The sequence below is a fragment of the Mycolicibacter sinensis genome, from assembly GCF_001673565.1.
Lineage (GTDB): Bacteria > Actinomycetota > Actinomycetes > Mycobacteriales > Mycobacteriaceae > Mycobacterium > Mycobacterium sinense_C.
The window spans coordinates 78,021-91,547 of sequence record NZ_LZMF01000116.1 but is presented as its reverse complement, the minus strand read 5'-3'; the positions used below and the strand labels follow the sequence as shown (position 1 = coordinate 91,547).

9 protein-coding genes are annotated in these 13,527 nt (G+C 67.8%); 2 read left to right on the top strand and 7 right to left on the bottom strand.

Annotation, left to right across the window (positions count from 1 at the left end; all coding sequences use genetic code 11):
• Nucleotides 1–152: 152 nt before the first annotated feature.
• From A5648_RS16635 to A5648_RS16625, 3 genes are all read right to left on the bottom strand, one after another.
• On the bottom strand, nucleotides 153–2,954 hold the full coding sequence (locus tag A5648_RS16635) for an aconitate hydratase (RefSeq protein ID WP_065025611.1): 2,802 nt from the start codon (nucleotides 2,952–2,954) through the stop codon (nucleotides 153–155).
• 83 nt (nucleotides 2,955–3,037) lie between these two features.
• Nucleotides 3,038–3,697: a class I SAM-dependent methyltransferase gene (locus tag A5648_RS16630; protein ID WP_065025594.1), complete on the bottom strand. Its 660-nt coding sequence runs from the start codon at nucleotides 3,695–3,697 to the stop codon at nucleotides 3,038–3,040.
• Complete coding sequence (locus A5648_RS16625) at nucleotides 3,697–4,047, bottom strand: DUF732 domain-containing protein (RefSeq protein ID WP_065025593.1); 351 nt, start codon at nucleotides 4,045–4,047, stop codon at nucleotides 3,697–3,699. The genes A5648_RS16630 and A5648_RS16625 overlap by 1 nt, the downstream gene beginning before the upstream one ends.
• 198 nt (nucleotides 4,048–4,245) lie before the next feature.
• Here A5648_RS16625 and A5648_RS16620 point away from each other — a divergent pair, with 198 nt between their 5' ends.
• Nucleotides 4,246–4,881 (top strand): glycoside hydrolase, encoded by a 636-nt coding sequence (locus tag A5648_RS16620; RefSeq protein WP_082966543.1) that lies wholly within the window; start codon nucleotides 4,246–4,248, stop codon nucleotides 4,879–4,881.
• A 41-nt stretch (nucleotides 4,882–4,922) separates the two neighbouring features.
• On the opposite strand, the gene A5648_RS16615 is transcribed toward A5648_RS16620, so the two are convergent.
• From A5648_RS16615 to A5648_RS16605, 3 genes are all read right to left on the bottom strand, one after another.
• Entirely contained in the window at nucleotides 4,923–6,677 is a 1,755-nt protein-coding gene (locus A5648_RS16615; protein ID WP_131810586.1) for an RDD family protein, read from the bottom strand.
• Nucleotides 6,678–6,848: 171 nt separating this feature from the next.
• Nucleotides 6,849–7,688: an SDR family oxidoreductase gene (locus tag A5648_RS16610; RefSeq protein WP_082966542.1), complete on the bottom strand. Its 840-nt coding sequence runs from the start codon at nucleotides 7,686–7,688 to the stop codon at nucleotides 6,849–6,851.
• A gap of 120 nt (nucleotides 7,689–7,808) precedes the next feature.
• The gene (locus A5648_RS16605; RefSeq protein ID WP_065025609.1) at nucleotides 7,809–8,720 is read right to left on the bottom strand and encodes a quinone oxidoreductase family protein; all 912 of its coding nucleotides are present in this window, start codon (nucleotides 8,718–8,720) and stop codon (nucleotides 7,809–7,811) included.
• 108 nt (nucleotides 8,721–8,828) lie between these two features.
• Here A5648_RS16605 and hrpA point away from each other — a divergent pair, with 108 nt between their 5' ends.
• Nucleotides 8,829–12,743: an ATP-dependent RNA helicase HrpA gene (gene hrpA, locus A5648_RS16600; RefSeq protein WP_065025590.1), complete on the top strand. Its 3,915-nt coding sequence runs from the start codon at nucleotides 8,829–8,831 to the stop codon at nucleotides 12,741–12,743.
• Here hrpA and A5648_RS16595 read toward each other — a convergent pair.
• Entirely contained in the window at nucleotides 12,740–13,510 is a 771-nt protein-coding gene (locus A5648_RS16595; protein WP_065025589.1) for an SDR family NAD(P)-dependent oxidoreductase, read from the bottom strand. The two genes, hrpA and A5648_RS16595, sit on opposite strands and share 4 nt — an antisense overlap.
• Nucleotides 13,511–13,527 lie beyond the last annotated feature (17 nt).

The following is a 13,527-nucleotide window of genomic DNA, read 5'->3' as shown; positions in this document are numbered from 1 at the left end:
TTCTCGGAGCGTCAAGAACATCGCGGTTCCCCTTCGCCGGGGCGGCCGACGCCGATGCGTCACACCACGGCGGGGCCTACCCGGACGTTGGTGGCGTTAAACGCCGCAGCTTGGCCCCTAGCGACTTGCCCTGCGCAGATAGCGGTTTCGGATCAGTCGAGCAGCTGCCGCAGCACGTACTGCATGATGCCGCCGTGCCGGTAGTAGTCGGCCTCGCCGGGGGTGTCGATGCGCACCTTGGCATCGAACTCGACGTCACCGGCTTTGACGTGCACGGTGTCGGGGATGCTGTCACCCAGCGCGGTCACGCCGGTGATGTCGAAGGTCTCCTGACCGGTCAGACCCAGCGACTCGGCGTCGGCCCCGTCGGGGAACTGCAGCGGCAGTACACCCATCCCGATCAGGTTGGAACGGTGGATGCGCTCGTAGGACACCGCGAGCACCGCACGCACCCCGAGCAGCACGGTGCCCTTGGCGGCCCAGTCGCGAGAGGAACCGGAGCCGTATTCCTTGCCTGCCAGAATCACCAGCGGGACGCCGGCGTCGAGGTAGTTGACCGACGCGTCGTAGATGGTGGTGACCGGGCCGTCCGACTGGGTGAAGTCGCGGGTGAAGCCGCCTTCGGTGCCCGGCGCCAATTGATTGCGCAGCCGGATGTTGGCGAACGTGCCGCGGATCATCACTTCGTGGTTGCCGCGCCGGGAGCCGTACGAGTTGAAGTCCTTGCGTTCAATTCCATGCTCCGACAAGTACTTTCCGGCGGGGGAGTCGTGGCGGATCGACCCGGCCGGGCTGATGTGGTCGGTGGTGACCGAGTCGCCCAGCTTGGCCAGCACCCGGGCGCCGGTGATGTCGGTGACCGGCTCGGGCTCGCGCGTCATGCCGTCGAAGTACGGCGGCTGGCGTACATAGGTGGAGTCGGGGTCCCAGGAGAAGGTGTCGCCCTCGGGTACCTCCAGCCCGCGCCAGCGTTCGTCGCCGGTGAAGACGTCGGCGTAGCTGGCGGTGAACATCTCGGCCTGCAGATTGTCGGAAACGACGGCTTCGATGTCCGCTTCGCTCGGCCAGATATCCCGCAGATACACCGGTTCGCCGTCGCTGCCGGTGCCGATCGGGTCGGTCAGCAGATTGACCCGCAGGGTGCCGGCCAGTGCATAGGCGACCACCAGCGGTGGGGAGGCCAAGAAGTTCATCTTGACCTCGGGGTGGATGCGGCCTTCGAAGTTACGGTTGCCCGAGAGCACCGAGCACACCGTCATGTCGCTGTCGACGACGGCCTTACTCACCTCCGGGATCAGCGGGCCGGAGTTGCCGATGCAGGTGGTGCAGCCGTAGCCGACGAGGTTGAAGCCCAGCTTGTCCAGATAGGGAGTCAGGCCGGCCCGGTTGTAGTAGTCGGTGACCACCCGCGACCCGGGTGCCAGCGTGGTCTTGACCCAGGGTTTGCGGGACAGGCCCTTCTCGACGGCGTTGCGGGCCAGCAGTGCCGCGCCGACCATTACCGAGGGGTTGGAGGTGTTGGTGCACGACGTGATGGCCGCGATCACCACGTCGCCGGTGTTGACGTCGGTGCTGGTGCCGTCCGCCAACTCCACGGCCACTGCGGCCGACGGCCAGTCGCCTTCGATACATTCACTCTGCGGCTGGCGGGGCTTGCCCTGGGGACTGCTGGTGTCGCCGAAGGCGATCGGATCGCTGGCCGGGAAGGAGTCCGCGGAGGCCTCGTCGAGCTCCGACAGCGCCTGTTCGGTCGTTTCGACACCGCCGAGCAGCGCGCAGACGGTCTGCGGGGCGACTCGCAGCGGGATGCGGTCCTGCGGGCGTTTCGGCCCGGCGATCGACGGCACCACATTGCCCAGATCCAGTTCGAGGATTTGGGAGTATGCCGGCTCGCGTTCGGGGTCGTGCCACATGCCCTGCTCTTTGGCGTAGGCCTCGACCAGCTTGATCTGGTGTTCGGAGCGGCCCGTGAGCCGCAGGTAGTCGCAGGTGACGCCGTCGATCGGGAAGATCGCGCAGGTGGCCCCGTACTCGGGGCTCATGTTGCCAATGGTGGCCCGGTTCGCCAGCGGGACGTTGGCCACCCCGGGGCCGAAGAACTCGACGAACTTGCCCACCACTCCGGTGCGCCGCAGCAACTCGGCGACGGTCAGCACCAGGTCGGTGGCGGTGGTTCCGGGCTGCAGTTCGCCGGAGAGTTTGAGCCCCACCACCTGGGGGATCAGCATGCTCATCGGCTGGCCCAGCATGGCGGCTTCGGCTTCGATCCCGCCTACGCCCCAGCCCAGCACCCCGAGACCGTTGACCATCGGGGTGTGCGAGTCGGTGCCGACCAGGGTGTCGGGGTAGGCCATCGGGCCGTCCGCGCTGTCGCGGGTGAACACCACCCGGGCCAGGTATTCCAGGTTGACCTGGTGACAGATGCCGGTGTCGGGCGGCACCACCGAGAAGTCATCGAAGGCCTGCTGCCCCCAGCGCAGCAGCTGGTAGCGCTCGGCGTTGCGCTCGAACTCCAGCTCGGCGTTGATCGCGAACGCATCGGTGCGGCCGAAGACGTCGGCGATCACCGAGTGATCGATCACCAGTTCGGTGGGACACAGCGGGTTGATCCGTTTGGTCTGCCCGCCCAGATCCGCAATCGCGTCACGCATCGCCACCAGATCGACGACGCAGGGCACTCCGGTGAAGTCCTGCATCAGCACCCGCGCCGGGGTGTAGGCGATCTCCCGGCCGTGTTCGGCTTTCGGATCCCAGGCGGCCATCGCGTTGATCTGTTCGTCGGTCACCAGGTGGCCGTCTTCGTTGCGCAGCAGGTCTTCCAGCAGGACCTTGAGGCTGTAGGGGAGTCGCTCGGCGCCGTCGATGCGATCGAGGCGCCGGATCTGATAGCTGGTGTCGTCGACGGCGAGCTGGTCTTTGGTTCCGAAGCTGTCGAGGATGCTGTGTGCGGGCATCATGGCCCCTCTCGCCGGTCGAATCGGGATAGTTACGACCATAGTCGTCGAAACCGGCGAGGCTAGGGCGGAATCAGCACCGCTTACTTGTGGACGGCGAAATGTGTGATCGCGCCGGAACATTCAAGCTCGTCGACCGTCAGTCCGGCTTCGGTGAACCACCGCCGGGCGTCGTCGACGGTGCCGCCGGGACCGAAGGTGCCGCTGGTCCGCATCACCACCATGTAGGCATCGGCCCGGCGAACCTGGCCGCGGGTGGCGAAGTCGCCGACCAGCCGGCCGCCGGGTTTGAGGCAACGGGCGATCTCCCGGATGGCGGCGCCAGGATCGGGCAGACAGTGCAGCCCGTTAAAGCACACGCACATGTCGAACTCGTCGTCGGCGAACGGGATCGCTTCGATGCTGGCCTCGACGAACTCGACGGTGTCGCGCAGCTCGGGGCGCAGCCGCCGCCGGGCGTGGTCGAGCATGCCCGGCGAGATGTCCATCGCCACGTAGCGCACCCGCCGGCCGGGTGTGAGGCGCTCGATGGTGATGCCGCCGCCGCAGGGCACATCCAGTACGGCCGCGCCGTCAGGCAGGTCGGTGACGACGTTCATGGCCCGGTAGATGCGGTCGACGTCGGTACCGAAGAGCAGCCGGCCAAAGACGCGAGCCGCTCCGGGCTGTTCGATGGCGCGGGCGTAGGCGGCGCCCACGGTGCGGGCGAACAGCCTGTTCTGCCAGAGCCGGCTGACGTCCATCAGTGCTGCTGCGCTGCTGCCTGCTCGAATACGCCGCGCTTGTCCGGGCAGTAGGTGTTGATCGCGGCGCCGAGGAACTGCCAGGCCTGGGCCGGGTTGGGCTGCGACTGGTTGGTGCCCTTCGGCAGGTTGGGGGTGATGAAGCGGACCGACTTGGCGGCATCGCCGTCGACACCCTTGTCCAGGCGCTCACAGACGATCTTGCCCAGCCACGCGTTGTAGTCCCGCGGGCCGTAGATGCCGTAGGTGTGCAGTTCGTTGGCGAAATCAATGTCGGGGTCGGCCTGCGCGGGCGCCGCCAGGACCACCGCCAAGCCCGTGATCGCCGCAGCAAGGGTCGTCGACTTCATGCGATGCAGTCTAAACCCATCTGATTAGGTGTTCTACCTTTGCGGCTGTGCGCTGCGCCACCCGAGGCCCGCTGATCTGCGGGAACAGGCCACACCTCGGCGGCCCGCGCCGGGCTGCTGCGGTACCCGATTCTAAAATGTTTCCTGAGCTTTATAAAATTGTGACTATTAGCCAGATTTCTCGTATCCTATCTACCCGTGGGCCGACACGAGTTAGCCAGCCAGCGCAGAAAGTCCTCCGCATGGATGGCTGTGGTCATCGCACCAGTAGCTATGTTCTTTGCTGTAGGCGGCAGCGCCACTCCGACAATCGCCAAAGATTCCGCGCCGGTGGTTGCTGAGGCCGAGGAGCCGGGCGGATTGCAGCTGGTCGCGGCGCCCGCCGACTACCTGCAGCAGGGCACGCCCGCCGGGGTGGCGGCGGCCTCGCGGATGCGGATGGTGTCGCGCTTCCTGCCGGCCGGGGTCGCCCCGGAAAGCGGCCTTCAGGTCAAGACGATCCAGGCCTCCCGCAGCATCAGCGACGCCTTTCCGCAGATTCACCAGATTGGTGGCGTGCGCGCCGACGCCTTGCGCTGGCACCCCAACGGGCTGGCCCTCGATGTGATGATTCCCAACCCCGGCAGTGCCGAGGGCATCGCGCTCGGCGACTCGATCGTGGCCTATGTGATGGAGAACGCGGGCCGGTTCGGCCTGCAGGACGCCATCTGGCGCGGTGTGTACTACACGCCCGGCGGCGGGGCGCAGCGCGGCGGCTACGGCCACTACGACCACGTCCACGTCACCACCACCGGCGGCGGCTATCCCAGCGGCAGTGAGGTCTACCTGCGCTGAATTTGACCGGCTCAGCGGCCCTCGTGAGCAAATAGGCCGGATCAGTTCACATAGACGACGGCGTCGTTTCCACCTCGGCACACAATGAAACCGGCCATCGCCGGGCCGCAGGTCATCTCGATGGACGTGCGCGTGACCGGGCTGTTGACTATCAAGCGTTGAAACGACCCGGGCATGCCCATGTCGGCATAGGCGATACGGACCTCCTCGGCGAACGGGCACGACGTGTGATCGTTAGCGACCGCAGACTCGGTGTATACGCCGGTCGGCCCATATCGAGGCGGGCACCGGCTGCCATCGGCCGGAAAGGCCGTCGCGATTTGCGGCCGCGGATGCAGCGATGCGGCGGGTTGACGACTCGCCTCGGGCGCCGGCACCTGCACGGTCACGGTGTGCGTCGACGGCGTCGCTGCTACTGCCGTCGATTTCCCGGGGCTCATCACACGCAACGCGGTGTCGGCTATACCGGTCAGGCCCATCAGCAGGGCCACGGCCACCGCCGCAGCCCACCACGGCGCCAGCGGAACGGCGCTGGCTGGGGCCAACGGGAGCGCACTACGGTTGACTACCCGCGTCGGTCCTTGGGCGCAACGATCATGCACTCCGAGCCGCCAGGGATTGCCACCCGGGTTCGAGAAGGCGCTCATGGCCATAGCACCCAACCAAGCCAGGTAGGCCAGCAGTAAGGGGGCGACGAGCAGGGACGGCAGAATTGCGAACGACAGGATCATCGCCCCGCACATCAACCCCAGCGCTAGACCGAGCACCGCGTGGGCAGCATTGCGGCGGAACGATTCCCGCAGCGACGGCGCAAGGCCCGCCGGGCCCTGAACGACGATTCCGGTGATCCTTTTGCCAAGTGTCAGCCCTGATCGAGCCTCACTGGCAGTGAAGTATCCCAGTGGAATCGCGCCTACTAGAAGCAATGTCAACAGCGACCAAATGACCCGTGCCGGTGAACTTGCTGTCGCAAATTCGGCGGTCGTCACAGCGAGGGCACCCACGCCGATGGCGGCCACGGCCGCAATGGCGATGTCGATGGCACCAGCGATCAGCCGCGGCCATGCCTCGGCCGGGGCACCCGGAACCGGCGAACTCGACAAACCTGGGGCCGCCGTGGGCAGGTGCATACTCGGCGCCGGAGTGGGTGCCGAGTCCGGGTGCTCGGCCGGAGGTGGCACGATTCGTGCCCGCCGGACAATGGCACCCCGCTCCAGCACAAACGCGGTGATCCCGAGCGCGCTCAACGCGAGTGCGGCAAAGACCGCAACGATCACTCCGAACCCAGGTGCAAAATGGGCGCCGGCCAAGTCCGCGGATCCATCGAACATCCCTCGGACATTCGCTATCTGAGCCAACGACGCGATCGACGCCATCAGGCCAACGGCGATCATGGCGACCGCTGTGGCGCTGCGCTTCTGTGAGCACAGGAATACCACCGCGGCCGCCAGCCCCACCGCCCCGAGCAACGCTGCGCCCAAACCTGGCGACGCCAACACGCCGGCACGGTTGAGCGTGTCGGCGAGCAATTGGGCGCCGGGGTTGCTGTCTCGCGCGCTAGGCTGATACGCCAGCCGTCCAAACCCATTCAAGGCGAACTGTGCAGCACCGGCGCCATCGCGAAGACTAGCGATGCCCCAGGGCATAAAGCCTGTTGTCACCAGGGCAGCCCCGGCGATCGCTGCCGCGATTCCTATGTAGCTGCGCGGAGAGCCTGATTCGATGCGGCCTGGATCGAAGCTCTTCGGTGGTGGTGGCCCCCACTGATGTTCGGCACCGTAACTCGCGTTGACCACGCCACCTCTCTCGAAAGCTGAATTGCCTTGCCCACTTACGCGCCCGACTCGTCTGGTGATCGTAATCGCGACGACCACATGGCACTGTGGATTGGTTCAGCAGCGATGCTCGAATACCCGCGCCAGACAGTCACTGAGCTCATCGCCCCTCCCACCGGGCATAATTCGTAGCTACCGATCAGCCGGCCGGTCGACGAAGAAGTCCATCAGCGGCTCGGGGCCGCCACCGTAGCCGGAGAAGTCCGTCACGCCGGTTTCGGCGAGCACGTCGGCGTCGATGTAGCACTGCCCGCTCGCCTCGGCGGCCGGGCGCCGCAGGATCGCCACGGCGGCGTCCGCCATGATCTGCGGGCTGCGCGCCTTCTCGATCAGATTCCCACCGTCGGGGGAGTTGGCCACCGCGGACGTGGCGATGTAGGTCTCCGGCCACAGGCAGTTGCAGGCGATACCGGCGTCGGCGTATTCCGCGGCCCAGCCCAGCGTCAGCAGGCTCATGCCGTACTTGGACAGCGTGTAGGAGGGGTGGATGCCCAGCCAATACGGGTTCAGGTTGAGCGGGGGAGCGATGGTCAGCACGTGTGCTGCAGGAGACCTGCGCAGATACGGCAGGCACGCCTTGGTCAACAGGAACGTCCCGCGCACGTTGATGTCCTGCATCAGATCGAACTTCTTGGCCGACAGCTGGTCGGTCGATTCGGTGGCGATGGAGCTGGCGTTGTTCACGCAGACATCGATGCCGCCGAACCGGTCCAGCGCGGCGTCGACGGCGCGCTGCACGTCGTCTTCGCTGCGCACGTCGCCCACGACGGCCAGGGCCTTGCCGCCGGCCGCTTCGATTTCAGCGGCGGCGGTGTGCACCGTTCCCGGCAGCCGGGGGTGCGGTTCGGCGGTCTTGGCCAGCAACACGACGTTGGCGCCCAACTTCGCCGCGCCGAGTCCGATCGCCAGGCCGATGCCCCGGCTGCCGCCGGAGACCACCATGGTGCGGCCGGAGAATTCAGTGTCTGCCACCGGTTGGCTCCTCTGGTCATGCCCTGATCCAGGGCGGATGCGCGCAGGCTCACGCCCGGCGGCAAGCGTGACATTTCTGCCTATTTTTGTAAAGCCGCCGCTCGGTGCGGCGCTACCGGGTCACGGCACGATCACCAGCTTGGCGTGGGGACTCTCGGCTTGGGCGCGCCAGGCGTCGGCGGCTTCCTCCAGGCTGTAACGGCGGATGTCGAGTGTGATTTTGCCGTCGGCGGCATGACGCGTCAGCTCCTGGTAGCCGGCCCGCATCACGTCGGGACCCATCGCGTTGTTGAGGTGACCGACATGAGTGCGGCCCATCAAAGATCGGAATGACACCTCGGCACTCGAACCGGCTCCTTGACCGACGGTGATCAGCGTCGCGCCGACAGCGCTGGCTTCCAGGGCGGCCAGAAACGGCTTGCCGTACACCAGATCGAGCACGACGTCATAGCCCGCACCGGCTTCGGCTTTGAGCGCGTCGGCGTCATCGCCCTTGCCAAGCTCGACGGTGGCGTCGGCGCCCAGCGCTGCGACCTGCTCCAAGGCTTCGGGATTTCGTCCGGCACCGACCACCCGACCGGCGCCGAGCAGTTTGGCGGCTTGCACCGCTATCCGGCCCACCGTGCCCGTTGCCCCCAGAATCAGCACCGATTCGGCGTCGGTGACGCTGGCATGTCGGGTCAGCGGCAGCCACGCCGCCAGGCCGGCGATCCCCAAGGCGACGGCCAGGTCGTCGTCGACGCCGTCGGGAACCGGAAACGCCGTGGCCGGTTCGATGCGGCAGCGTTGCGCCCAGGACCCGAACGGGTCGGGTGGCGAGTCGAAGTACACCCGCGTGCCATCGGCGGTCAGACCGACGCCCTCTTTGCCGACCACCGACGGAACTGTCGGTGCGCCGGCAGCACCTGATGCCAGTGCGAGATCGACGGGATTACAGCCGGCGACCCGGACGTCGACCACTTGCCCGTCGGGCTCGTCGAACTCGCCGACGGTCGGAGCCTCGCCGGCCTTACGCAAAATCGCTGCACGCACCACGACCGCCTTCCTGTGTCAGATCCGGCTACCCGTTGACCACGCAGCGAAACTCCGCAGCCGTCCTACCACGTGCCCGCCCGTTCGCCGACCTCTATCCTCGGCGGAGTGCCCGAGCCCTCCGTCGCTGAATTGCGCAGCCGGCTCGACGGCCTGACCATCCGCGACGCCGTGCATTTCGGCCGGCGCCTGAAACAGCTACGTGGTGCCCCGCCGGAGAAGCTGCAGCACCTCGCCGCCCAGATCACCGCCGCCGAAGCGGTCGTGGTGGCGCGCCGAGCCGCCGTCCCGGCGATCAGCTATCCCGAACTGCCGGTCAGCGATCGGCGCGACGAGATCGCCGAGGCGATCCGGGCGCACCAGGTCGTGGTGGTGGCCGGGGCGACCGGGTCGGGCAAGACGACGCAGCTGCCCAAGATCTGCCTCGAACTCGGCCGCGGCATCCGCGGCACCATCGGGCACACCCAGCCGCGGCGGCTCGCCGCGCGCACGGTCGCGGGGCGCATCGCCGAGGAGTTGGCGGTTCCACTGGGCGACGTCGTCGGCTACAGCGTGCGGTTCACCGACCAGGTCAGCGACCGCACCTGCGTCAAGCTGATGACCGACGGCATTCTGCTCGCCGAGATCCAGCGCGACCGCCGGCTGCTGCGTTACGACACAGTGATTCTCGACGAGGCCCACGAACGCAGCCTCAACATCGACTTCCTGCTCGGCTACCTGCGTGAGCTGCTGCCCCGGCGGCCCGATCTGAAGGTGATCGTCACCTCGGCGACCATCGAGCCGCAGCGGTTCGCCGCGCACTTCGCGGGGGCTCCGATCATTGAGGTGTCCGGGCGGACCTACCCGGTGGAGATTCGTTACCGCCCACTGGAAGTCGCGGTCGCGGCCGACACCGCCGAGGATCCCGACGATCCCGACCGGGAGATCGTGCGCACCGAGATGCGTGACGAGATCGAGGCGATCCTCGACGCGATCGGCGAACTGGAAGCCGAGCCGCCGGGCGACATCTTGGTGTTTCTCTCCGGTGAGCGGGAAATCCGGGATACCGCAGATGCTTTGGCAGGACGACGAAACACCGAGGTGTTGCCGCTGTATGCCCGGCTACCGACCGCCGAACAACAGAAGGTGTTCGCGCGGCGCCCCGGATCCAACATCACCCGGCGAGTAGTGCTGGCGACCAACGTGGCCGAGACGTCGCTCACCGTGCCGGGTATCCGCTATGTCATCGACCCCGGCAACGCCCGCATCTCGCGCTATAGTAGGCGGCTCAAGGTGCAGCGGCTGCCGATCGAACCGATCTCGCAGGCCTCGGCCGCTCAGCGGGCCGGGCGCTGCGGGCGCACCGCCCCGGGTGTGTGCATCCGGCTGTACTCGCAAGCCGACTTCGACACCCGGCCGGCCTACACCGACCCGGAGGTGCTGCGCACCAATCTCGCCGCGGTACTGCTGCAGATGGCGGCGTTGCGCCTCGGTGAGGTGGTGGACTTCCCATTCCTGGATCCACCGGACGCGCGCAGCGTCCGCGACGGGGTGGCGCTGCTGGTCGAACTCGGGGCGTTCGACACGCTAGGCCAGATCACCGACCTGGGTCGCCGGCTGGCCCGGTTGCCGGTGGACCCGCGGCTGGGCCGGATGATCCTGGCCGCCGACGACGAGGGCTGCCTGCGCGAATTGCTGGTGCTGGCGGCGGCGCTGACCATCCCCGACCCGCGGGAGCGGCCCACCGACCGGGAGGAGGCCGCCCGCGCCAAGCATGCCCGCTTCGCCGATGACGAGTCGGACTTCATGTCCTACCTCAACCTGTGGCGGTATCTCGCCGAGCAGCGCAAGGCATTGAGCCGCAGCGCGTTCCGTCGGATGTGCCGCGACGAGTTCCTGCACTATCTGCGCATCCGCGAGTGGCAGGATCTGGTGGGGCAGCTGCGCAGCATCGTCCGCGATCTGGGCCTGCGCGAGTCCGGGGTCGACGTCGACCAACCGACCGGCCGGGCCCGCATACATGCGGCCCTGCTGGCCGGGCTGCTGTCGCACGTCGGGATGCGCCATGTGGACGGACGCGACTATCTCGGGGCGCGTAACTCGCGATTCGTGCTGGCGCCCGGATCGGTGCTGGCCAAACGGCCACCGCGGTGGGTGGTGGTGGCCGAGCTGGTCGAGACCAGCCGGCTCTACGGGCGCACCGCGGCGCGCATCCAGCCCGAAATCGTCGAGCGGGTGGCGGGGGAGTTGGTGCAGCGCAGCTACAGCGAGCCGCACTGGGACGCCCAGCGTGGCGAGGTGCTGGCCTACGAGCGGGTGACGCTGTACGGGCTGCCGCTGGTGGCGCGCCGTCGGGTCGGCTACGCCCGAATCGAGCCGACCCTGGCCCGCGAGCTGTTCATCCGGCACGCACTGGTGGAGGGCGACTGGCAGAGCCGCCACGGCTTCCTGGCCGACAACGCGCGGCTGCGGGCCGAGCTCGAGGAGTTGCAGGACCGCGCCCGCCGCCGCGACCTGCTCGTCGATGACGACGACATCTACGCCTGGTACGACGCTCGGATACCGGCCGATGTCGCCTCCGCGCGGCATTTCGACGGCTGGTGGCGCAAGCAACGGCATCAGACACCGGAGCTGCTGACGCTCACCCGTGATGATCTGCTTCGCGCCGATGACGACGTCACCGCCGGCCGGCCCGACACCTGGGAGACCGGCGATGCGCGGTTGCCGCTGAGTTACCGGTTCGAGCCCGCCGCCGCCGACGACGGTGTGACCGTGCACGTGCCAATCGATGTGCTGGCCCGCCTCGGCGGGGACGCCTTCACCTGGCAGGTGCCGGCGCTGCGCGAAGAGTTGGTGACCGCGCTGATCCGCTCACTGCCCAAAGATCTGCGCCGCAACTTCGTGCCCGCCCCGGACACCGCCCGCGCGGTGCTGCCCGCGCTCGAGCCCAATGGCGGGTCGCTGCTGGCGGCGCTGCAACGCGAGTTGCGCCGGCGCACCGGCGTCCTGGTACCGCTTGAGGCGTTCGACTTGACCAAGCTGCCGGCGCATCTGCGGGTGACGTTCACCGTCGAAGCCGCCGACGGCTCGGAGTTGGCCCGCGGCGAGGATCTGCCCGCTTTGCAGGATCGCTTCGCCGCCTCGGCGCGTGACGCGGTGGCCGGTGCGGTTGCCGGCGATCTGGAACGCACCGGGCTGCGCGACTGGCCCGACGACCTCGCCGAGATACCCCGCGTTATCGAGCACGTCGTCGCCGGGCGGGTGGTGCGCGGGCATCCGGCGTTCGTCGATGCCGGCACGGGCGTCGACCTACGCGTCTTCGCCACCGCGGCCGAAGCGGCCGCGGCGATGCCCGGTGGTATCCGCAGATTGCTGCGCCGCAGTTCGGCTTCGCCGGTCAAAACGGTTGAACGGCAGCTGGATCCGCGAGTCCGCTTGGCGCTGAAGGCCAACCCGGACGGGTCGCTGACGGCGCTGATCGACGACTGCGCCGACGCTGCGGCCGATGCGCTGATCGGCGAGCCGGTGTGGACGCGTGACGCGTTCGCCGCGTTGCGCGCCGCGGCCGGCAAAGCGCTGGTGCCGACGACGCTGGACGTTCTGGGCCGCGTGGAGAAGCTGCTCGACGACGGCCGCGACGTTGACCTGCTGGTGCCCGCCCAGCCGGCGGCGGCCCAGCAGGACGCCATCGCCGATATCCGCGACCAGCTGGCGCGGTTGTTGGCGCCGGGTTTCGTCGCCGCGGCCGGGCGGGCACGGCTGGCCGATGTCACCCGCTATGTGGCCGCGATCCGCCGGCGCCTCGAGCAGCTGCCGCACGGGATCGCCGCCGATCGCCAGCGAATGGCCCAGGTGCACGCCGTGCAGGACGCCTACGACGATCTGCTTGCGGCGTTACCGGCGATCCGCCGCGACGCCGTCGACGTGCGCGATATCGGTTGGCAGATCGAGGAATTACGGGTCAGCCTGTGGGCGCAGCAGCTCGGCACTCCGCGCCCGGTGAGCGAGAAACGGATCTATCGGGCCATCGACGCTGCCGGCTAGTGGGCCGCTACACCGCCATCGGCGATGAGTGTCTGACCGGTGATGAAGCTTCCAGCATCGGAGACCAGCAGCAGTGCGGGGCCGACCATTTCGCCCGGTTCGGCGATGCGCCGCATCAACGCCGATGTCCGCATGGTTTCGACGAACTCCGGTGGGTTGGCACGGACCATATCGGTGTTCACCGAACCGGGAGCCAATGCATTGACTCGGATGCGCTCGGGTGCGAATTCGGCTGCCATGGAACGGGTATAGGACACCAACGCCGCTTTGGCGGCGCTGTACATCGAGGTCATCGGCGCGTATAGAAACGCACCGACTGAGGCGACGTTGAGTACGGCTGCGTGGCCGCTTCGGCGGAGGTAGGGCAGCGCCGCTTGGACGAGAAAGACAGGGCCTTGCAAGTTGACCGAGAACGATTTTGACCACGCTTCCGGCGTGATCTGGCCGATGGGCAGGGCCAGCGGGTTGGCAGCGTTATTGACGACGATGTCGATGCCGCCGAAGCGCTCGACGGTGGCGTTAACCAGTCCGTTGATCGCCTCCATATCACCCAGATGAGTCGGTAGGCCATGCACCCTGCCCGGCGCCGACCCTTCGAGCGCCTCCGCGGCGGCGGCACAGGCGTCAGCCTTCCGGCTGGCCACGACGACGTTCGCTCCGCAGGCGACCAGGCCCTCGGCGATGGCGAAACCAATGCCGCGGGTACCGCCGGTGACGATAGCGGTCCTGCCGGTGAGGTCGTACAGGCGCATCAGGTCCAGCGTCATTCGGTTCCATTTCCCTC